This is a genomic window from Saprospiraceae bacterium, from assembly GCA_016715965.1.
Classification (GTDB): domain Bacteria; phylum Bacteroidota; class Bacteroidia; order Chitinophagales; family Saprospiraceae; genus Vicinibacter.
On the sequence record JADJXG010000001.1, the window covers coordinates 121,560 to 144,314 of the forward strand.

15 protein-coding genes are annotated in these 22,755 nt (G+C 41.7%); all 15 read right to left on the minus strand.

The features are described from left to right. Positions 1 to 16 precede the first annotated feature (16 nt). Positions 17 to 1,678 carry a DUF1800 domain-containing protein gene (locus tag IPM48_00445; protein ID MBK9270039.1) on the minus strand — a complete coding sequence of 554 codons (1,662 nt, stop codon included), beginning with the start codon at positions 1,676 to 1,678 and terminating at the stop codon, positions 17 to 19. A 222-nt stretch (positions 1,679 to 1,900) separates the two neighbouring features. Beyond that, positions 1,901 to 2,947 (minus strand): response regulator, encoded by a 1,047-nt coding sequence (locus tag IPM48_00450; GenBank protein ID MBK9270040.1) that lies wholly within the window; start codon positions 2,945 to 2,947, stop codon positions 1,901 to 1,903. Then, positions 2,944 to 3,321 carry a response regulator gene (locus IPM48_00455; GenBank protein ID MBK9270041.1) on the minus strand — a complete coding sequence of 126 codons (378 nt, stop codon included), beginning with the start codon at positions 3,319 to 3,321 and terminating at the stop codon, positions 2,944 to 2,946. The genes IPM48_00450 and IPM48_00455 overlap by 4 nt, the downstream gene beginning before the upstream one ends. Positions 3,322 to 3,459: 138 nt before the next feature. Beyond that, positions 3,460 to 8,709 carry an AAA family ATPase gene (locus IPM48_00460; GenBank protein ID MBK9270042.1) on the minus strand — a complete coding sequence of 1,750 codons (5,250 nt, stop codon included), beginning with the start codon at positions 8,707 to 8,709 and terminating at the stop codon, positions 3,460 to 3,462. Positions 8,710 to 8,748: 39 nt separating this feature from the next. Further along, positions 8,749 to 9,384, minus strand: coding sequence for a DUF1361 domain-containing protein (locus IPM48_00465; protein ID MBK9270043.1), 636 nt, complete (start codon positions 9,382 to 9,384; stop codon positions 8,749 to 8,751). After that, positions 9,381 to 10,547 (minus strand): small-conductance mechanosensitive channel, encoded by a 1,167-nt coding sequence (locus IPM48_00470; protein ID MBK9270044.1) that lies wholly within the window; start codon positions 10,545 to 10,547, stop codon positions 9,381 to 9,383. The genes IPM48_00465 and IPM48_00470 overlap by 4 nt, the downstream gene beginning before the upstream one ends. A 192-nt stretch (positions 10,548 to 10,739) precedes the next feature. Beyond that, positions 10,740 to 11,171 carry a nuclear transport factor 2 family protein gene (locus IPM48_00475; protein ID MBK9270045.1) on the minus strand — a complete coding sequence of 144 codons (432 nt, stop codon included), beginning with the start codon at positions 11,169 to 11,171 and terminating at the stop codon, positions 10,740 to 10,742. 22 nt (positions 11,172 to 11,193) lie between these two features. Beyond that, complete coding sequence (gene dnaE / locus IPM48_00480) at positions 11,194 to 14,745, minus strand: DNA polymerase III subunit alpha (GenBank protein ID MBK9270046.1); 3,552 nt, start codon at positions 14,743 to 14,745, stop codon at positions 11,194 to 11,196. A gap of 261 nt (positions 14,746 to 15,006) precedes the next feature. Continuing rightward, entirely contained in the window at positions 15,007 to 19,008 is a 4,002-nt protein-coding gene (locus IPM48_00485) for a S8 family serine peptidase (GenBank protein MBK9270047.1), read from the minus strand. Between the two features lie 9 nt (positions 19,009 to 19,017). Continuing rightward, on the minus strand, positions 19,018 to 19,554 hold the full coding sequence (locus IPM48_00490; protein ID MBK9270048.1) for a hypothetical protein: 537 nt from the start codon (positions 19,552 to 19,554) through the stop codon (positions 19,018 to 19,020). Then, on the minus strand, positions 19,551 to 20,213 hold the full coding sequence (locus IPM48_00495; GenBank protein ID MBK9270049.1) for a hypothetical protein: 663 nt from the start codon (positions 20,211 to 20,213) through the stop codon (positions 19,551 to 19,553). Before IPM48_00495 ends, IPM48_00490 begins: the two co-directional genes overlap by 4 nt. Next, positions 20,210 to 20,731, minus strand: coding sequence for an archaeosortase/exosortase family protein (locus tag IPM48_00500; GenBank protein ID MBK9270050.1), 522 nt, complete (start codon positions 20,729 to 20,731; stop codon positions 20,210 to 20,212). The genes IPM48_00495 and IPM48_00500 overlap by 4 nt, the downstream gene beginning before the upstream one ends. Positions 20,732 to 20,734: 3 nt before the next feature. Further along, entirely contained in the window at positions 20,735 to 21,307 is a 573-nt protein-coding gene (locus tag IPM48_00505; GenBank protein ID MBK9270051.1) for a hypothetical protein, read from the minus strand. A gap of 137 nt (positions 21,308 to 21,444) precedes the next feature. Further along, the gene (locus IPM48_00510; GenBank protein MBK9270052.1) at positions 21,445 to 21,639 is read right to left on the minus strand and encodes a hypothetical protein; all 195 of its coding nucleotides are present in this window, start codon (positions 21,637 to 21,639) and stop codon (positions 21,445 to 21,447) included. A gap of 176 nt (positions 21,640 to 21,815) precedes the next feature. After that, positions 21,816 to 22,652, minus strand: a complete 837-nt coding sequence (locus IPM48_00515; GenBank protein ID MBK9270053.1) for a hypothetical protein — start codon at positions 22,650 to 22,652, stop codon at positions 21,816 to 21,818. Positions 22,653 to 22,755 lie beyond the last annotated feature (103 nt).

The window sequence follows — 22,755 nt, forward strand, 5'->3', positions numbered from 1 at the left end:
ACAACAATTTTATGGGTTAAGATAAATGATATTCTGCCTGACTCAATATTTCCTTGTACAATGCATTCAATCGAATGGTCACCGTATTTTTCAAGGCGGGATCGTTTGGATTGGCAATGTATTCCAGCCATATATCTGTCCAATAGGATTCATTTGGAAGTCCCGCAATTAAATTGGATTTTAGAAAATCAATGGATTTATCAGATATGCTGTAATTGTATAATAATTCTACAGAGTCTTTCACCAATTGGGTGGCGTCTTCCGGCTTTGACAGGGCGGAGGCAAAGCCTATGGTATTCAGCTTCAAACTTACTCCATTGTATTCGATCCCACGGGTGCTGGTAGCCGTTTCTGAGACATTGTTCCTGCTTGCCAGAGTGTCTGCATTGATCCAAATTTCATGATACTGAGGAAACTGATACCAGGCCTGCCATCCTGAAACCAATGGCGGATCTCCAAGATTCAATCCCTGATACGCAGATTCTAAAGTGACGGCGCCCCAGCCGTAGTACAAATTTTGAATTTGGCTGGCGGGAGGAAAAGCCACATTGAATTCCTTGCAGAGGCCCACGTTGAAATCAAGCGGGGACTTAATCACACAACCAATATTGAGCGAATCATAAAAATGTTCGGACTTGAACAATACTTCCAGTGTAGACTTGATGTCGTAGCCCGAAGATTTAAAAATATCGGCCAATGGCCGAATGACATCGGTTTCTGCTTGTGGGCTTATTTCATAATACACAAAAAACTGATACAATTTTCGCACCAGATGTCTTGCAGTTTCCACTTGATCTGTCAGCATGGTGATCAATTCTCCCAATTCCTGCTCTCCATTCGGTCCAAATTTGCCCGTAATCGATTTATTGCCATAAAACGCGGAAAATCTCTTTGTGCTCAGATCGTGCTGGTTGAAATCAAAATAATAGGACACCGGATTGGTCAGTGGGTTGATTCGAAATCCAGTGAGAATTTTAGCCGCCGCTTTTACATCGTCTTCGGTCCAGCCCGCATCCGGTCCCTTGCCTACTGTAAATAATTCCTGCAGTTCTCTTGCATAGTTTTCATCGGGTGCGTTTTTGCTGTTGTACTGTCCATTCAGATAAAAGAGCATGGCAGGATGTACGGAAACCAATTTTACCAATTGGACAAAATTACCCAGCGCGTTTGCCCTCAGTAATTTATAGTAATCATAAGTCACCTGAGCGACGGTCACCGTATCGGACTCTACCGGAAAATGATTAAACCAGAAAAGGGTCATCTTCTCCAGGATGTTCATCTTTTGCTGGATGATATTTCCAGTCCACCAGGCTTTGAACGTATTGGTTCTTGCAATATAATATTGGGGTGGTATCGGGGTGACTACCGGAGCATTCACCCAGGTTTGACCAAAAGGAGTGGTCGGATCCGGCTCTTGCGGTGTGCTGTAGATATTGACCGGAGGTGAAGGCAATGGGTCGTTGGAAACATTCAGGATTCTATTGACCGCCTGCTGCATCCCCAAAGCCACCACTTGCTGCACTTCTTCCGGTTTTACTCCAAAGGTGGTTCTTCTGAGCAGATGTATGGCTTCTTTGCGCGTCCAGGGTCCTCCGTATGGATTGAGACTTCCGCTCGGTCCGGTGGTCGTATTCCTGTTCGAAAAATTCATTGATTTGAGAAAATCCGATCTCTTCATGCGATTCAATTTATTCAAAAATTAACATCCAATTGATTCCATTCAGGATTTTGGAAATAAAAACTCCGTTTGGAATTAATGCATTCCACCCTTCTTAGATGGCAAAACTAAACCAAAAGTTGCATTGCGCTTAAAAATAATTTTGGTGCTTACCCAAATACAATTCGGATGCTCGTTGATTGAAATACATTTATTTAAAAGATAATAAAAGGATGCAATGCATTAATTTTTTGCATCTAATTCGTACAATATGACTTCTTTTAGTTTGTTCTTTAATTTTACATATCCAATGGAATGACAGCGGTACAAATGTTTTATTTGCTGGTAGGCCTCCTCTGTGATGAGGATTTGGTTGGCCGTAGCGGCTGATTGCAATCTTTGGGCGGTATTTACACTGTCCCCGATCACGGTATAATCCAATCTTCGAATGGTGGCCGAACCTATGTTGCCAGAAACCATTTCGCCAAGATTGATCCCGATTGAAATCTTTGGCACAAAATGGCTTTCGAGTGATGAGGCTGGCAGTTTGATAAATTGATCTCTGATGGCCAAAGCCGCATCGATGGCCCGCTCCAGATGGCCTTCAGCTTTAAAAACAGCCATCACACAGTCACCCATAAACTTGTCAATGGATCCATCGTGGGCAATAATGGATCGCGCCATTAAATCAAAATATTCATTGAGCAGAGCGACCACGGTATCAGGCGGTGCAGTTTCACTGACGGAGGTAAATTCACAAATATCAAAAAACGCCACGGTGGCATGAATCATCTCACTTTTCATCAGGGTCTCCTCATAAGCCTGATTGCCCATAAAATGGATGACACTTTCGTCCACATACATTTTGAGAATATTGTTCTCTTTGATTGCCTTGATCGTTTCTTTGAGTTGTTTGACGTGATGGGATGTTTTGATTAGGGTCAGGGTCAAATCTTCAAAATCGATGGGCTTCATGATAAAGTCAAATGCACCGCGGTTCATTGCCGTGCGGATATTGTCCATGTCGCCGTAGGCTGATACAATAATGGATTTTAAGAGCGAAAATTGTTCTGCCATTTTTGACAAAAGCGTGAGACCATCCATTTCAGGCATGTTGATGTCGCTCAGGACTACTTCGATGTCATTGATTTGATGCAGTTTTTCCAAAGCCTGGACGCCATTTCCCGCAAAATAAAATTCCAGTTCCTTGTCGCGGATTTGCTGCCTGAACTTTTGCCGGATTAGGATTTCCAAATCCTCCTCATCGTCTACCACCAATACCCTTGTCATTCCTTTCCAATGTTTAACTTCTCCTTCAACTTTTGAAAGTCAACAGGTTTTGTCAAAAAATCGTCCGCACCTAATTGGATCGCCATGTTGTAATTATCGGCATCGCCATAGGCCGTAATCATATATACCACCGGAGGTGGGGTTGAATATCTCTCCTTAATAATTTTCAACAATTCCAAGCCGCTCATTCCGGGCATATTGATGTCGGACAATATCAACACGGCTTCGTGATCGTGGAGGTTCAGATATTCCAAAGCTTCTTCTCCGGAAAAAGCAAAAATAAATTCCACCCAGCCATCTTTTAGCTCCTTTCTAAACCGCTGTTCGAACAGAATTTTCACATCGGTCTCATCATCTACCACCAATATTTTCATGGATTCAATTCAAATAATTCTGTAAAGATAAAATAGTTTCACCAGATAAGTTCCTGCCAGAGCCCAAAGAGTTTATTGCAGGCCATCTTCTTCAAATAAACAATTGACATGCAAAATACATCAAAATGAAAGCCATGCTCAGGCCAGCGGCAGATCAATGATGAAGTCACTGCCCTTTCCTTCGATGGACTCTACCTGCAATTCTCCGGCATGGGCCTTTACAATATCATAACTCAGGGAGAGACCCAGTCCTGTTCCTTGTCCGGTGGGTTTTGTCGTAAAAAAGGGCTGAAAGATTTTGTCTTTCAAATGCTCCGGTATTCCCACCCCATTGTCAGAAACAGTGATTCTGATCTTATTGCCTTTTCTGACAGATGAAACGACCACGCGGGGTTCGTAATCAGATTTTGTCTGCTTGCATTTCTCATTGACTGCATGAAATGCATTGGTGATCAGGTTGAGTATCACCCTGCCTATGTCCTGAGGAACCACAGAAATTTTTGGCAGGTCTTCGGCCAAATTCAATTCGTACTTTGAATTGAAAAATTTGTCTTTTGCCCTCAATCCGTGGTAAGACAATCTGAGGTATTCATCACACAAATCATTGATGTTGATCCATTCCCTTTCTCCTGTACTGCGCCTGCTGTGCATCAACATGGATTTTACGATGGCATCTGCCCGCTTGCCATGGTGGTTTATCTTGCTGAGGTTGGATTTCAAATCTTCTGCAATTTGGATCGCGTCTTCATAATGTCCCGACTTCAGTTCCTGATTCATCTCGTCCACCAACTCTGCACTCACATCGGCAAAGTTGTTGACAAAATTGAGTGGATTTTGTATTTCGTGTGCGATTCCGGCGGTAAGCTCCCCCAGAGAAGCCATTTTTTCAGCCTGCACCAACTGGGTTTGGGTATCCTTCAGACGATTGTAAGAATTGGTGAGTTCTTCGGTTCTCTGAGCGACCTTCTCTTCCATGCTTTCATACAGCACCGCATTCTGAATGGAAATGGCAATTTGAGAAGATAGCAGATTCAAAAGTTGGATGCGCTCATTGGCAAAAGCCCCGGCCATTTGATTGTTCTCGAGATAAATAATGGCGTACAATTTATTCAAATGGATGACTGGTGTGCCGAGAACTGAACGGATTTTATGGGTTTTGATATAGTCATCGTTTGTGAAATTTCCCTGCCGGAAAGCATCCTCCAACACGAGAGATTCTTTGAGATGGGCCACATAATTGATGACAGATTTGGGATAGCTGAGTGAGGTGTTTTGAGATTCATCCAGGACAAACACCTGATCATTTTCAGCAAAAGCCTTTGGCAATAATCTTTCTCCATCCATTAAAAAAAGAATGCCCTTTTCTGATCCCGCGTTCATCATCAGAATGCGCATCATCTTATCAAGCAGAGATTCCAATCTGATCTGTCCGGCCAGGGCATTGGCAGCATCCATCAGGCTGTTGAGATCGATGTTGTATTCTAAATGACCGGCGTTGGCTTGCTGGTACAAACGGCCAAAAGTCTGTTGAGATTGGCGGACCAATGCATCCAGTTCCTCTTTAAGAATTTCCGATTTTCGAACATAATCCATTTGCAAATAGATACCATGCGACATCTGAAGCAGAGAGATGGCAGGCAATGATCCATCCATATTCAGCAGATACCGCCCGTATCGTTCGAAAATGATGGCCAAATCGATCGGGTATTCAATGGCTTGAGCGTGTTGGATGCTTTTCTGAAAATTGGAAATGACCTGGGCATGGTCGGAAAGATGGATGGCCAATTCTGCAGACATCAGCGCGTAGATGTGTTCAAAATGGACCGGGTTAAAATCCCTCCACAATTTTACCTTCTTCATTCGCTTCCGCATCAATTTGATCCATTTGGTCTTTTCAAGTCCTGTTTTGCCCAAACAAATCTGGCTGTACATCATAAAAGAGAGGAAGGTCCAGCGGGTGACGTTGACCAAACCTATGATCGATTTCAGCAGTGGCTCAGACTTCTGAATAAAATTCAGACCCTCCTCATATTGTCCATACAAAAAACATATTTCTGCCTTCGCAATATAATACATGGCGATCCCGGAAGCATAACGCCTTTTTACCATATCATCCAGCAATACATTCTCATCAAAGTCTTGATAACTCAAACTGGAATTTGAATCTGTCTGGCCCAATAAATTTTTGGTCACGCAAATCTGAATTTGCGAAGTAGCGCTTGCATCAGCAAAATTGATTTCCTTCAGCAAAGGGATGTTTTTCAATTGCTCTTCCAGTGACTTCTTCAAAGGCAGGCTGTTGTTCCAGTAAATGCTGTTGACAACACAATATCCCAAAAAGAACAAATCGCCGGATGCATATCCAGCTTCAATGCCTTTGCGAAACCATTCGGTGGTTCCTTTCAGATGATTTTTCCGATGAAACATTAGCACACCATAAGCAGCAATGACGCGGCATCTGTATTCTAAACTTTCCAGGCGGACATTGAGATCAACAGCGAGTTGGCCAAAATCATCGCATGCTTTGTAATCACCGAATGCTTCACCAAGGACTGCACCGTAAGCGGTATAAGCAAAACTGGATTCCGGGCAATTGCCATATTCCAAACTAAGCTGGACCACTTTTAGGGATGTGAGGGCATATAAATTTTCACGACCCAGAATGTAGGCAGCCGGTCCGATTTCGGTCAGCAGTTTTGCTGCAAGCGTTTTTTCTTTTTGGTCCATTCTTTTGTGCTCCAGAAGTTGAGCTGCCGTCTTGCCCCGCATTTTCCACTTAATGCTCAATATTTCGCCAAGCACGCTCAACTGTCCGGGATTCTCAGCCATTGAAATTCCCAGAAGTTTTAATCCCTTGACACCTTCTCGAATGGCATCTTCGGTTTTACCAAGGGTGGTGTATTGCCTGCTTTTCAGTGCCAGCACATAGGCTTTGTCAAAATCATTCTCCACATTCTGCAAAAGGACTTGTATGCTGTACTCTGCATCTTTCAACTGACCCAGCTGATATGAATTTTGGGCCAAACCGTAATAAAGTTTGTAGCTGGTATCGTATTGTTCCTTCCAAGATTCCTGATCCAGGAGATCTATTCCCGATTTGAAATATCCCAATGCCGTATTGTACGCCATCGACCCCTGGGCTTTTATTCCAGCCCTCAAGTTGAACTCAATTAAGCTTTGGCGCTCCTCTGGATCCAATATAAGCGGCAAGGCCTGATTGTAATGATTGACAATTTCAAGCAGTTGATCTTCCACATCGGGAGCAGACAATGATTTCAATTTTGACAAGGCGGCAAAATGGTGAATGTGCGGTATTCTGGACGGATCCGATGCCTCCAGCACAGTCTCCATAAGACTGTCATGCTGAAATCTGAATTTGGCTTTAAAATCGGAATCGCCGGTTACCAAAAGGAAATTTTCATTGGTAGGAATAATTAATTCTTGCTCAATTGCGGGTTGAAGTCTTTCCAATACAAGGGATGGAGAGAGGTACAAACAATCCGATATGGCCTTCAGATCAAAATGGAAACCGAAGCAAGCGGCCACTTGAAGAACTTCCAGGGTATGTTCCGGTAATTTTTTGATTTTTCCCTTTAATATGTCGAGTACATTACCTGAGGCTTGTACGAATTGAAATTTTTCGTGGTGGATGACCCACTGCTGAATCGCATCCTGATACTCGATCATTTGATCCCGGTGGAGCGTCTTTAAAATCTCTTTCAGATGCATTGGGTTTCCATCGGTCTTTGAAAGGAGCAATCTTGTCAGCAACGAATGATCCTGCTTGCTCAAATTGAAGGTATCGGTCAACAAATCTGAAATATCCTGTTCCGATAAATTTTGCAAATGAATCCAATGCAAATCAGAAAGACCTTTCCATCCTTCGATCATTTTATTGACCGGATGGTAGGGTCCCAAGCCCTCCTTTCGGTAAGAAAGAACCATCAAAAAATGATCGATTTTACCGGCAAAGTCAGTGAGCAATCTCAATGAAGATTCATCGCCCCAATGCACATCATCCAAAAACAAAACCAAAGGGTGTTCAGGCTTCGCAAAAATTCGGATAAATTCTTTAAACGCAAATATCAACCTGGTTTCAATGGCAGACAAACTCAAATCCGTTTTATCCCTGCTGGCACCCGTCAACTGACCCAACTCCGGTATGTAGTCAATCAAAACAGGCAGATTAAGACCAATCGCATTTTTTATTTCTGTAACGATGTCTTGTATCTTTTCTTCTGACTCTGCAGCAATGAGTCGAATCAGATTGCGAAATGCCACCGAAATGGCACTAAATGGAATATTGGATCTTGATTGATTGAATGTATCGGATACAAAATAAATTCTGTTTTGGACCAAATTCTTTTGTACTTCACCCACCAAACTCGATTTACCGGTTCCGTTGTCTCCTTCTACAAGGATGATCCCGGAAGCACCAAAACTCAAACTCTTTATTTTCTCTTCCAATAAATTCAATGCCACCTCTCTTCCATACAATTTCTCCGAAATGGCCAATCCGGAGACCGAATCAGAACTCCCTGGTTTAAAATCAAAATCCCAAAGACCCTCCTTAAATTTATTCAAACAAAGTTTCAAATCAGTTTCCAACCCAAGGATGCTCTGATATCTGTCTTCAGGCATCTTCGAAATCATTTTTTCAATGATCATTCTCAAAGGACCCGGTCTATTCATCTTCTCCAAAAGATTCAGGTCAGGTATTTTGGTGATGTGTCCGTAAGTCAATTCCTGTATGTCATTTGATCCAAAAGTGTCTGTTCCGCTGAGCATGAAATAAAATACCAGACCCAGTGAATAAATATCCGACCTGAAATCAATGGACCTGTTCATCCTTCCGGTCTGCTCCGGAGAAATATATTTCAGATCATTCATCCAATACAATGCACTCTTGAAAGTACTGTATTCCTTCTCTGAATGAGATACAAGGACCAGATCCGTCAGCATGGCCTGGTTGTTGTCTGCATGGTAGAAAATGGTGTCAGGATTTAAATTCTTATGAGCCAGTTGCTTGATATGAATTTGATGCAATACCCCGCATATCGCCAAAGCTTGTTGAAGAAATTCTATATGATCCGGCAAATGATTTCCCACCAACGAACGCAAGGATTGGCCATTAAAATTCTCATACAAAATTCCATGCTTTGACAAAACTTCCAGATTGTCAACAGGCGCAGGAACTCCTTCGATATTTAGCTCCTCGATGATCCGGAGCTCTCTTTGGAGAATGGCCATATCGATGGAAAAATTTGAATCATCTTTCAAACATTTAAACATATAAATCCGATCAGAATCTCTCTTTCTCAATCGAATCCATTCGTATCGCTTCGGGTTTGAAATGCGATCAAAAACAATAAACTCGTTTAAATCCATGCAGTATTTATCTAATTACGCAGCAATAACTTCAAAGCCTCATCGATCGAGATCGACCGTCAATATCAAAATAAAAGACTGTATAAATGTGTAGAGCAATATGATATAGTAGGTCTGTGGATTGTCCGTAACAGGCCAAAGATGGTCAAAAATATCAATGACTACTTTTCCGGGATGGGTAAATAAATCCCATGAATTTAACCTTAAAATTCTCCCTAGATAAATTCCAAAGCTGCTCAGCAATATCGATAAGATAACCATCCAGCCCGCCATGCGTGGACTGAAAACGGTCAGCCATAAACTGTGAATCAACTTAATGGAAAAAAATCCAAAAAACAAGGAAAGAATGGCATACGAAAAAATAATCAGGGTATCATAAATAACCGCTTTGCTTTCAGGCTCAACATGAATCAAATCAGTAATCATGTACGGGGAATTGGGATAGAACAATAACCATAAGCCACTTGCCAATAGTATCCAAATAATTTTACCGCCTTTCAATATCCTGGTCGAAAAGTAAGCGATGACAAAAGGAATCACTCCTAAGAATAAATTGAAAATGATAAAATTGTAGGTATTGTCATCTAAAATGAAGTTCCGAATCATCAAAATGATCAGGTTCAAAAGTGTAATCACCAAAAGTCCGGTGGTACCATAATTTTTTAACCAGCTCATGACAATGGATATGAAGTGGAGGAATCAATGTCAACCGTCGGATCAAAGTCAAAGAGATACGCGACGGTTAACCACAATACCCAGCATACTATTCCAAACAGCAAATAACCAAAATAACCCAAAATCGGCATTTCTGAAAAGATGTGAATTTTGTCCAGATAGGGCACGGAATATTTCCAATAGTTAGGATTGGTAGGAGCATAATCGTGAAACCATTCGCTTCCAAAATTCCAAAATTCCCAAAAAAATCCGGTGAGCAGCGTCGCCAATGCAATCAGAATAATTTTTGACCAATCACCCTTGTTGCTGATATCAACAAATGGTGTCCAGTATTTTCCAATATGCATGGCAGGTATCAGTATGGGCACCAGGGACACCCACAACAGCCAAAACAAAGGATAAGGATAATATCCCATCGCCAACATCGAGCCACAACCCACTGCCAATAAAACGTATTGCAATCCAATGGGAATTTTGATGCGGGGTCCGGTGGAATATTTTTTGTCCAGCTTTGGAAATGTCCTGAGCAGAAAATAGAATTCAAAAATAACAGGCAGGACTGTGGTGTACGACAAGAGTTGCCATGAAATGTTTCCAAAATTGGTAAATATATTGGCGTTTGGATAATACCAGTTTTCCAAAACAAAAAAATTGAGATACTCAAAAACAAACCAACTGAAACTGGAAACCACAGCCAACAACTTCATGGTGTTGATTCTCTCGGATATCAATGATTTTCCTCCATTTCTCTTGTAAACCCATCCATCCAGAAACAAGATGAAACCCCACCACAGCGGAACGAAGGTGTAGTGATCTATGGGCTCTACCAGATCAAACCGGCCCCACATAAAAAACCAACTGACCAACATCAGAATGAGACCCGGTGTGTACCACGCCGGAAATCCTGCTTGATCTCTGGACGGAGCAGGCTCCGATTTTTTAAATCCAAACAAGCTGGGAAAAAGTAGAAAAATCAAAATGAACAGAGCTACCCCACATCCGAAAATAAAAAATGTCTCATTAAATCCGGGTGGTTCATCCACCAACTGAGCCGGAAAATCACCATAACCCGGAGGAGGGCCGCCAAATTTTAAATAGCTTCCCACAAAGGGCAATGTCAGCGTCAAGGCAAAAGCTGCCAAAAGGAGAAAGTAACGTTTCATAAAGGATCTTTTGTTTTGTTTACACAAATGTAAACAAAACCCTAAGAAAATGTAAAAAAGATCTATTATTTATATATTAAATAATTTATTTATTTATATAATTTTAATTATAAATCTTTTGTGTATTAAAAATATACGATAAGTCCTCTCTATTCAGTGGATTTGGCGCGTATTCAATCTATACTTCGGCCATCAACTGGTGAGTTTTGTGCTCTGTCTGAAGAGCAATTTCCAGCCTCCGTATTTTTTTCTCCATACCTGAGCGACGTGCATTTTTAATCCAATCGGTTTTCCCTGCCACTCAACGTCCACGAGAACCTCATACCGGATGAATGCAATTTTTCCTTTCCGTTGAACCCATAGAGACGAACTGTCCACAAGGATCTTCCGATAGATTAATAACTCTTCGCGGTTGTTTTTGAGCAATTCTTCTTTCGTTTCCACCCATCCATTGGAATGGCCATAGCTAAGGTCTTTGTCCAATAATTTCTGAAGACTTTTTTGATCCTTTTGAATCAATGCCTCATTTAATTGGAAACTGTATTGATCAATGGAATGCTGGGCTTCTAGAATACGGACTCCTGAGCAGCTTGAAAAAACAAAAAAAAAGATCCAGGATTTCATTTGTATTTTCATTTTATTTCGCTCATGGATTGATCACATAACTAATTCCCATATCGTCCAAACCTTTTAAAAAATCAGAAGAAATTTGAACTTTTATTTTTGGACCCAGATAGTTTAATTTTATTTCCTGTTCGGTATCCAGAAAAATAATCCGGGGCACCATTTTGTCTCTATGATTTTTAATGAGCTCGCTGAAGTTTTTTAAAAATGAATGATTGATGCTTTTGATATTGATCAGGATATTTATTTTTTTCGCCACTTGCTCCAGAGCCGATGAAAGCAGTGAAATTTTTTCCACCCTCAGTTGGTATTCGCTTTCATTTTGCCTCCAATTGTCTTTGCCAAAACTTCCTTCCACAAAAACGCATAAGCCAGGTTCCAGCAGATTCTTAAAATTCCGATAGTTCTCTTTGAATAGAAAAACGGTTTGAGATCCAAAATGATCCTGCAATACAAAATTACCAAATCCTTCACCGGATTTGTTGATTTTATGAGACACGTTGCTCACAAATCCTGCGAGTCTCACTTTGCGTTCCGGAGCGCCACTTGCCTGCAGCTGTGCCAGTGTTTCCATGGTGGCGTTGGCAGCATATTTCAATTCATATTCATAATCATCGAGGGGGTGACCACTCAAATAAATGCCCGCCACCGACATTTCCTTCTCCAATTTCTCCAAAGTATTCCAAACTTCCGCATCCGGTGGCATTGGAGCTTTGATCTCTTCGTATTCTGCTTCTCCAAAAAGAGAGCCGGCGGTGTTTTTTAAGGAATTCTGATATTGAGCACCCCACCGGACCATGTATTCGATGTAGGAACCAAACTTGTCAAAGGGTGCAAAATACTGCGCCCTGTGAATCTCCTTAAAACTATCAAAGGCTCCACCCATCACACAACTTTCCAATATTTTTTTATTGATGCTATTGCCCAATCGTTTCAAAACATCGGTAAAATCAAGAAAGGGCCCATTGGCATCCCGTTCTTTTAAGATTTCTTCCACCGGCCCCTCTCCTACCCCTTTCAAGGCAGACAGTCCAAATCTTATTTCATTGGAATTGTTGACGGTAAAATCCATGTCGCTTTCATTGATATCGGGACCGAGCACTTTTGTTTTCATTCTTCCACATTCCTGCAAATAAAATTTTAGATTATCGATGGTTCCTTTGTTGGCAGTCAATACGGCTGCCATAAATTCTGCAGGATAATGTGCTTTTAAGTAGGCTGTTTGAAAAGCCAAAATGGAATAAGCAGCAGCATGAGAACGGTTAAATCCGTATTCTGCAAACTTAGCCATTGTATCAAAAATCTGGTTGGCCAAATCTGTCTCAATGCCTTTGGCAATCGCGCGTTCGGTAAAAATGGATCTGTGTTTATCCATTTCTTCTTTTTTCTTCTTGCCCATGGCTCTGCGAAGCATATCTGCTTCACCAAGAGAATAGTCAGCCATAATTTGTGCGACCAACATGATTTGCTCTTGATACACCATAATGCCATAGGTTGGAGCCAGTAAATCGCTGAGATTTTCGTGCGGATATTGGACGGGAATTCGGCCCCACTTCCTTGAAATAAATTCGTCAATATTGGCCATGGGACCGGGCCTGAACAAGGCATTCATTGCAATAATATCCTCAATGTTACCTGGTTTGAGATTTCTCAGGTGGCCGCGCATTCCGTCCGATTCAAATTGAAATATACCGATGGTTGCGCCTTCCTGAAACAATTCTAATGTTTTGGGATCATCCAATGGAATGTTCTTGATGTCAAGTTGAAAATCCTTCCCGAATCTTTTCTTGATATTGAGAATGGTGTTGTCAATGATACTCAATGTAGCCAATCCCAAAAAGTCCATCTTCAGAAGACCAGTGGCTTCAATGACACTTCCCTCCACCTGCGTCACCCACAGGTCGGTATCTTTGGCCGTGGATACCGGAATGTAATTGGTGATATCATCCGGCGCAATAATCACTGCGGAAGCATGAACGCCGGTACTTTTTACAGAACCCTCCAATTGGAGCGCTGTCTTCAGTACCTGTGCTTCCAGATTTTCACCCTGATATATTTTCCTCAACTCCTGCACCCTGGCTTTATCGTCCGGGGTAAACTCATCTGAAATAGTCTGATCCAAATTGAGTAAATCACGCAGGTGCACACCGGGTCTTGTGGGCACCATTTTAGCCAAGCGATCTGCAGAACCCAAATCAAGACGCTTGACCCTGGCCACATCCCGTATGGATGATTTGGCGGCGAGGGTGCCAAAGGTTACGATTTGAGCCACCTGGTTTCTTCCATATTTTTCTACGACATAGTTCAGCACTTTGTCTCTTCCTCTGTCATCAAAATCAATGTCGATATCAGGCATTGAAATTCTTTCCGGATTCAAAAATCTTTCAAAAAGTAAATTGTATTTGATGGGATCAATGTCTGTTATAGTAAGACAATACGCGACTGCTGAACCTGCGGCTGAACCTCTGCCCGGACCAACCCCGACGCCCAACTTGCGTGCAGCCTGACAAAAATCCTGCACGATGAGGAAATATCCCTCAAAACCCATATTGCGGATGATCTCCAACTCATAGTCCAATCTTTGTCTCGTCTTGTCATCCAACAGACCATATCGGTCGCGGGCCCCTTCCATGACCAAATGCCGCAAATAAGCATATTGATTTTCAAACTCTGACGGAATGGGGAATGCAGGCAACAAAATATCCCTTTCCAGATTGGGAGAGAAACATTTGTCCACAATCTCAAGGGTCTGATCCAAGGCCACTGGTAGATCAGAAAAGCGGTCCAGCATCTGAGATTGGGTTTTAAAAAAATACTCTGAGCTTGAAAATTTGAACCTCTCGGGCTCATCAACAAAACTGTTCGTATTGATGCAAAGCAGGATGTCATGGGGCAAGGCATCATCCTCCTGCAGGTAATGAACATCATTGGTGGCAATTACTTTGACCTTGTATTTGTCGGCCAACCAAAGCAATTTTTGATTGACAAACTCCTGACTAATCCCCAGTCCATCTATGTTCTCGTTTCCTTTTTGTCTTTGAATTTCGATGTAAAAATCCTCCCCCAATAGATCCAACCACCATTTTAACAATCTTTCTGCCTCATCCATTCTTCCATGCACAATGGCTTGCGGAATTTCGGCTCCAATACAGCAGCTGGTTGCAATAATGCCCTTGTGGTGCAGTTGAATCAACTCTTTATCTATCCTTGGGAATTTTCCATACATGCCTTCAATAAATCCCAAAGAACAGAGTTTGGAAAGATTGATATATCCTTCCTGACTTTTGGCAAGCAGAAGTTGATGGTACCGCTCATCTTTTTCACCGGATGATTTGACGAATGAATGTTTGTGGCGATCGGGCACCATGTAAAATTCACATCCGAGAATGGGTTTTAATTTTTGTTTTTTGGCTTCCTTCACAAAGGAAAAACAACCAAACATATTGCCGTGATCCGTCAAGGCCACCGCCTTCATTCCATCCTGCTTTGCCTTTACCATCATGTTTGCCACATCCGTTGCACCATCCAATAATGAAAATTGAGTGTGACAGTGCAGGTGACAGAATTCAGGCATGGACAATTTTATTAAGGCCAACAAAGGTAATACAGAACAAGAATATATAAGAAATATTCACATGTATCCAAAGAGATAGACTTCACGACAATTGACCAGCAAATGCAGGCACTTTGGTCAGATGGACTCATTTTCAAAAGACCTTTAGACAGAGTCAATTGCCTCACATCCAATCCATCAGCTTACTGAACTTACCCTCAAAAAAAATGCACGGGTCTTTTACAGACATCCGTAAATCGATGAGAAAAGAAATGGATCCAATTAGGATTTAATCATTCTTTTGAACACCGTATTGGTTGAAGTCCTGATTTCAACGAAGTAAACTCCACTTGAAAATGCAGCAGTATTGAGCTTTATTTCTTTTTCCCAATTGGAATCTTTTTGTTCAAACATCAATCGGCCATCCACCGAATAAATTTTGATGAACAGAAGCTCTTGTTCAGATTGAATATGAACAAAATCACCAAATGGGTTTGGCCTTATTTCGAGGAAAGATCGATTCAAATTCTCACTGGAGGTTCCCGCAAGATCGACCGTTCTAGTGAGAGAGTTGGTCCCGCAATCATTGGAGACTGTCATCTTCACCTGATACATACCTGATCCCGCATAGGTATGGCTTGGATTCAATTGGGTACTGCTGTTACCGTCTCCAAAATCATAGACCACGTTCTCAACAAAGGTCGATAGATTCGTAAAGTCTACGGTCCGTCTATCCGGTCTTATGTTGAATTGAAAACTTGGCGCCGGTGCATTGATCACACTCAACTCCCTTGTTTTAATAATGTCTATGGTGGGTGAAACCAATCTCAAAGAAATAATTCTGGGTCCAATGGAAGAAAAACGAACATTGTGAGGTCCTGCACCATTCGCTGTGCGAGGACTTGAATTAGGTCCGAAATCCCAGCGATAAAGTCCAATACGGGCGTCAGCTGTGGCTGAAAAAGTAGTACTCCTGGTGATACAAACTACTTCCGGATTTCTGGTAATGCTGATCGGAATGGTCTCATCCAATCTTTCATTGACATTGATGTTGTCCAGGTAAAAATGACCATTTACCCCTCTCATAAATCCAAAATTGATAACGACTTTCTTCCCCACAAAATCAGAGAGATCGAAGGTCATTTTTTTCCAATTATTCCCTGCAGTGGGCACCCAGCTTCTATTTCTGCTGGTATCCACCGTCATGATGTCAAAATGTCCGGAATAAAAAATTCTTTTTGCGGCAAAAGAACCTTCACATACCGGCAACACTTCAATATATAGAGAATCGGGAGATCCAACACTACCGCCAAACTTGTGGTAGGCGTAATCAAAATACAAATAAGGATCTGTTGATTGGGTCAAATCAACCGTGGATGAATACAATTCGATCGGTATGCCCAAATAACTAAACAATGGATTGGAATAGCCCAAAACCCGACCTATTGTACCATTTGCCTGAATTTCATGGCTGATGTTCCAATCTGAAACCGGTATTGTATTTCGTGGGATCCAGTTGGAAGGAAATGTGGGACTTTCAAATGTTTCGGTTAAAGGATAAACACCATTTTCATCCGCTATTTTGTCAATTTCAAGCGACAAATAAGCGGTGTCGTTGTAAGGATTCTCATCGGTCTGAAGCGATACCCACAAAGGAATGTCTTTCTTTCCTTCAAAATCAATGGCCAATCCTTCTTTCAGGCTAATCAAAATAGAATCCCTGTAATTGATATTGAGGTTCCATTGTTCGCTTACCAACTGTCCTGCCGAAATGTAATTGATCTGAAATCCGGTAACCTTGTTGACGTTTCGATTGTACACAAATATCTCCGGTCGAATGATCGTCTGACTCCCGCAAGCCACAAAATGCCTGTTGCTCCAGGATGGTCTTATTTTAAGTGCCAGATCATTCTGCACGCTACACGCTACCAAGGTGTCGGGAACATTAATTGCCTTGGTTCGTCTGGACAATACACCATCTCTGTATCCAGCCACTGAAAACCACCATTCATTAAGGGGAGGTGTAATGGGAATGCTTACAAAATTTGTGTCTGTTACAGTGAGTGGTTCCATGTATTTTTCTCCCATGGTATAAATCTGAAAGCTATCCCTGATACCGAGGTTCCAACTCAATGTGACTTCTCCCGGACAATATTTGGAGACCTTCAGGCCAATGACTGCAGCTGCAATGGTAAAATATTCGGATCGGACAGTTCGGTTGCCCTGAATGATTTCAATAAGACAGGAATCCGAATTGATATTAATGGGTACGGTCCAATTGGTCAATCTTGAAGCACCCGGTAATCTGCGGATACTGGTCCAGGTTCTGCCGCCGTTTGGGGAAAAGTTAATCTGTACGGAATCGGGTAATAGAGAAGTATAGTGAATATAAATATTCTCCAAATTGTTTAACTTCTCTCCTCCAGAAGGAAATGTCAGTGTAAGTGGTGCTTCTTCAAAATGATGCAACAAGAAATAAGTTACATTTTGATCCGGCAGGAATTTGCCTTTTACCCTCAGTTTGTATTCTCCGGCTTCCGGGAGATCAATGCTCACCTGTTCAGCATTGTTGAGAGAATCAATTCCGGGACGGGCCTCCTCTGCGAGTGTGTTAGGATTGGGTCTGTGGTCGGGAACCAAAGGTAAAATGACTGTACCTGAGGGACTGATTAATTCCATGTCCAGATCATTAATTAAGACTTTCCTTGCACCCAGTGCGGATTCCCTTTCAGCCCAGTAAATCATAAACTTTGCCTGCAAAACTCCTGACGGCACTGCCATGGTATATTCCTGTGTTTCGCCATGTCCGATGGTTAATTGCTGGTATTTTTTGAGCTCAATGGTCTTGAAGGCCTGATAAGCATCAATGACACCATAACCAAAAACAAAATCCGGACCTCTGGCTCCAATGTCTGTTGCCGTATTCATGATGGCCGCTTTAATCAAAGCAGAGGGTGGATTCTGGCCATTGTTAAACTGCTTGTATGCGTCGTAGAGTAGCGTCGCGACACCGGCCACTCCGGGACTTGCAGCAGAAGTACCTCCTCCTACCTGATAAATATTTCCATCCTGGGTGGTCAGCTGATTGGTGCCCCTCGCTGAAATATGCGGGCTTAAGCGACCGTCTTTTGTCGGTCCGCGACTGCTGCTTCCTTCAATGTCTGCGTTTATTCTCAAATTGGCGGCTGTTAAGACGTTTTTTCCAATTTTGTGACCTCCCGTTATATTGCCCCATTGATTGCCTGCACCATACCCGCAATCCAAATTATTGGAGTTTCCTGCAGAAAATACATGCAATAGGCTTGGGTTCTCCCATATTTGATTGTCGACAATTTGCGTGATGGCTGTATATCCTGCATTGCATCCATTGGAATACGAAGAATTGGTAATCACCACACCGTTCACCTGGTGCAACTCCAGCGTCTTGTCCAGAAAGTCATCCTGATAATTGATCACATAAAGTTCTGCTCCAATAGCCATACCATCTATAACAGGATCAATATTGCCTGCACCGCACAAAATACCGCTGACCATGTCGCCATGGGTGCCATTGCCTCCAAATACTTCGTTGGTGATTCTGTTTTTAAAATCAATGTGGGGCCCAACAAAGCCATCATCTCTGACACAAACTTTTACCCCTTCTCCGGTCAAAAATAAATTTTCCTTGCCGTTTGAAGCCACCCGATGGACTCTGTGCATGGATCTCCCTTCCCGGTCTTCGGGTTGGCCTGGTGCCGGAGCACATGATACGTGCTGAATCCAGGACTCCCTGACCAATTCCAAAACCCTGGATTTATTGACATAAGCATAAAAGATTCTGTATTTGGGCGAATAGCCGATGGGTTGTAAGCCGAATTCATCCGCAAATTCAGTCATATTATGTTCTGAGATTCCAGGCATGTGTTGAATCATCAATTTTTTCTCCAATCTGTCCTCGATCCCACACGGCTGATTCAACCAGATTTCTTCCGTCAGCTTATAAGAAAGATCCAATTTGCTCAATTTGCCATAGGTGGAAGAAACAGAATTTTCGGACAAAAGGGAAGGAATCATGACTAAATACCGCATTTCTCCCAGGTATTCAAGCAACTGAATGTTTTGGCCTGCCAGCATATTTCTCATTTTGTGATCAGGCAGTTTGAGAAACTCAATCACCCGATAATTCATTCCTCCAATCGGAGTACCATGGTCTGTTTGTTCGACGAATCCAATATTATTCTGGGCAATAAGAGAGATAGTACCTGCACTGACCATTGCAATGAGGAGGAAACGAATTAAAATCATACTTAAAATTTAGTCTTTGTTCAAATCAGGAGCCAATTCCGCCTCTAAGATAGAGATATTTTTGATACAGGGGTGCTTGCTCAGGTCCAGGACATTTTTAATGCCTGTTTCCATTTTGATAAAAGAGTTTTTTTCTGCCGTGATCTTGCCATATTCACTCAGACTTTCCGGAGCCATGGGGCCAATGGATTGAAGGATGAGTACCACATTTCTGTTTTCGCCTTTTTCAATTTCTGAAAGTGCTGTTCCGCCTGCTACTTTTTGATCGGGTGTCAGCGCAGATAATTTTACAATGGGAGTTTTGTTCAGGTTTGATTTTTCAAAACTCTTCTTCCATACTCCCTGATAAATATTCTCAAAAATATAATCCTGGATCACCATACCCTGCTTTTCCAAATTTGTTTTATCCAGATCTGTCAATAATCTTCTTGTTTCAATTTGCCCATACACCAAATTCGTACAGAGGTCTTCATTTAAGTTGTATAATCGGATGGGCGAAGAACATGCGCCGAATAAAATGATGAAAGCCAGTAAAGAAAATCTCATAACTGTTTAGTATTGAATAAGCTTAAAAATTGATTCACAAACGAACTTTTTCTAAATCCAAATATCAACCAAAGAATAAAAGCCAGACTCATGTTGAAACCCAGGGTAAAAACGGATACCAGCCATGACAAATTGCCCATTGCAGATTCGGACAATTCATAGATCCCAATTTGTTCGCTTGAGATATGATATAAGACCAGAAAAATACATCTCAAAAATAAAAACATACCTAAGATCAATAAACTCCATACCAGTCCTTTCCATTTCGTTTTCAACTGAATGTTGGTAGCCAGAAAAATAGAAATCAGAAAAAAGAGCGGTACCAAAAACATTTCAAATAATTTAAAACGAACTGATTTGGTAGGAACACTAACCTCTGATAAGCCTGCTGCTCTGGCATCTTCAATGGCTTTTTGGACCAAATAAGGATTGCCATACACCAGATACATGGAAGAATGATCTATTTGACCCGTACTGATATCTTTGTAAATCTGTCCCTCGATATGAGCGGATGGCAAAGCTGCTTTGACTGAAAAGACTACCATCGATCGAATAAAAGCATAGCTGCTGTTGGATAGAAATGACTGGGTTAATATCAAAATGCAAAAGAGGTAGCTCAGAAAAAAAAAGCCAATAAATTTTAGCAATTCCGATCTCATGTATTGGTTTTTGTTTTACCCATCACCCACTGTACCCAAATCAACCACATCAGGATACTGATCATCATAAAAATGACAACACCCCCGTGCAAATGCAGGAATTCAAAAAGAGAAGGGTAATGTATTTTGGCCAAAAACAGGCCTGCGATGCGAATAATATTGAGGATCACCAAAATGATCAAACCATAAATTAAGGCCGGGTATTTGTACTTTGCTGCTACCAATGGTAGGGAGAGTACTGCCGCAATGTATAAAAAAGTGGCTTCCATTCCATCGCAACCCCCTTTGATGCTAACGCCATCCACCTGATTGTGAATTGAATCTCCAGTTACTTCCACTTTAACACCGAACACTGACAAAAACAATTTTGCCATATTGGCTTCAAAATTCAATAGGCCCGGCATGATATAATTCTCGTAAAACCTGGAATAATAAAAACTGTAGAATAAGAGCATCAGGATGATGAAATGTACAAAAAACCTGGCGATCGGCGATAGGTTTCTGTAATATTGAATCATAAGTTAATATTTAACATATTTGACTTGATGAAAATGCAGCAAATCCAATGAATCCGCTTTGTAAAAGGCCAAACGCCCGAGATTCCAACCATCCACCATCAAAAAACAGGAGTGTATGGCCAAAATGAAATAGACACTATCCGGTGACATCAATTTGGTTTTCAAATCCATTTTTACATAAGGCACCATTGAGTTTGCATAATATCGATACGGAATTGTATCCTGAATGGTCAAACTCGAAAAATCTACTCCGTAATATTGGACAGTATCTTTCACGGATCGAAATTGTCGGTAAATTTCCAATCGTTCGTTCTCAAAAACACTATCGTGTGAAAACATTTCCTGCTGCACACGAATGGTACTGTCCGGAACCTTTGTTGCGACCAGAGTTTCTAAAAATTCTTTTTTGGTTGGAATAATTTTGTCCAGAAGAACGGTGTCGTTCAACTTTATGGAATTCATTACCCAGTCTGTCATTTCCTGAGGCCCTTTGATCAGCCTATCCGGACCCTGACAAGAAGGCAAGAAAAAAAGGACAATCCCAAGCAAACAAAGAAATGATAAATTTTTAACCATAATTAAAAAGGGAAGGAAGCGCGTTCATTAATAAAACAATATTTTGCCATCCAAAGAAAATGGATCAATTGGATACAAAAAGTGATAAGGTATCCAGCTTTTTGAGCCGGAGGATCATGAGAACGAATGGAATAAAATCAATCTTTCTCATTAAATAAGAACAATACATGGATCAAGTAGGCCAATATTGGCGTGGCCACCAGCATGCCGATGATATCAGAAGGTGTAAACTCTCCCCAAATGAGGTAAATTAAAATCCAACCCAAAATGGCCAATAAAAAAGCAACCCAAAATGCTTTTTCAAATTTAGATTTGTTAAATGGAAAAAACATCTTGAGTTGCTCTAATTATATTCCAGCTAAAATACCGGTTGATATATTCCGAAAATTAAATTATATATTAATTACTAGTTGGAATGAAAACTGATGGAATGCACCATTCTTTAATAAGTACAAAACATCATAAATTCCTCAGCCATGCGAACTGAATCGCAGAGCGGAAATTGATATTATGCTACTTTTCCTCTTCTTGAGAAGTTGAAAACAGTCACAACAGCAAGGGTCAACAAGACCAATCCAAAAAGGAACAAGCCCCATTGAGTCATGGTTGGTACTGGGTTTCCTCCGATCACCAATCCACCTGCTCCTGCACAAAGATTGATGTCATATCCCAATCCGTTCATACCAAAAGCAGCAACAGCAGCACACATGGCTACCGGAGTCCAAGCCGGACAAGCAGCACCACCAAATGGTGCACCTGAATAGCGACAAGCCATCGGTACGTTACCATTCGCGGTATTGGCGGCTGGAGAAGTCATTCCCCAAAATACACGTGGGTTACCGGTACCTGCTCCTACTGGAAGTAAGCCATAGAAGCTGATCCAATAGCTAGATCCCTGAGTAAGGGTACCAGCCACCTGAGCAGGAACATCGTATCTGGTCAATCCCAAATGAACGAAACCAACTGCAAAATCTGGTGATCTGTGGATCAAAGTACCAGGTATGTTACCTGCGCTGGTCCACAATTCAAAATTACCTGCAATAGCAGTGAAACCCTGAACAAAAGTTGGGATTTCAATGGCACCAAGCCTGTAAGAACAGGATGGGATTACCGGCAATGTAATTCTCTGAGCCAACACCAAAGTACCTCCCCAGTTTTGAGTGGAGTGCAATGCGTTGTTGACGTCATAAGGGTTAAACAATCTGGCGCAAGGATTGCCAGAAGCACAGGGAACGGCCTGAGACGGGATCTGAGACGGGTCGTAAGTAGTAGAAACACCGAACTGTGCGTTCAATCCCGCAACTGTCAATGCCATTACAACTAGTAAATTGGATAATTTTTTCATCATGATTTGGTTTAAATATTTTAAATTAATTTTGGTTGCTTCGTTGGGTGCAACGACCAAATCACAATCAGAACTACAGCGTTCTGAGGAAGTTTTGACTGCT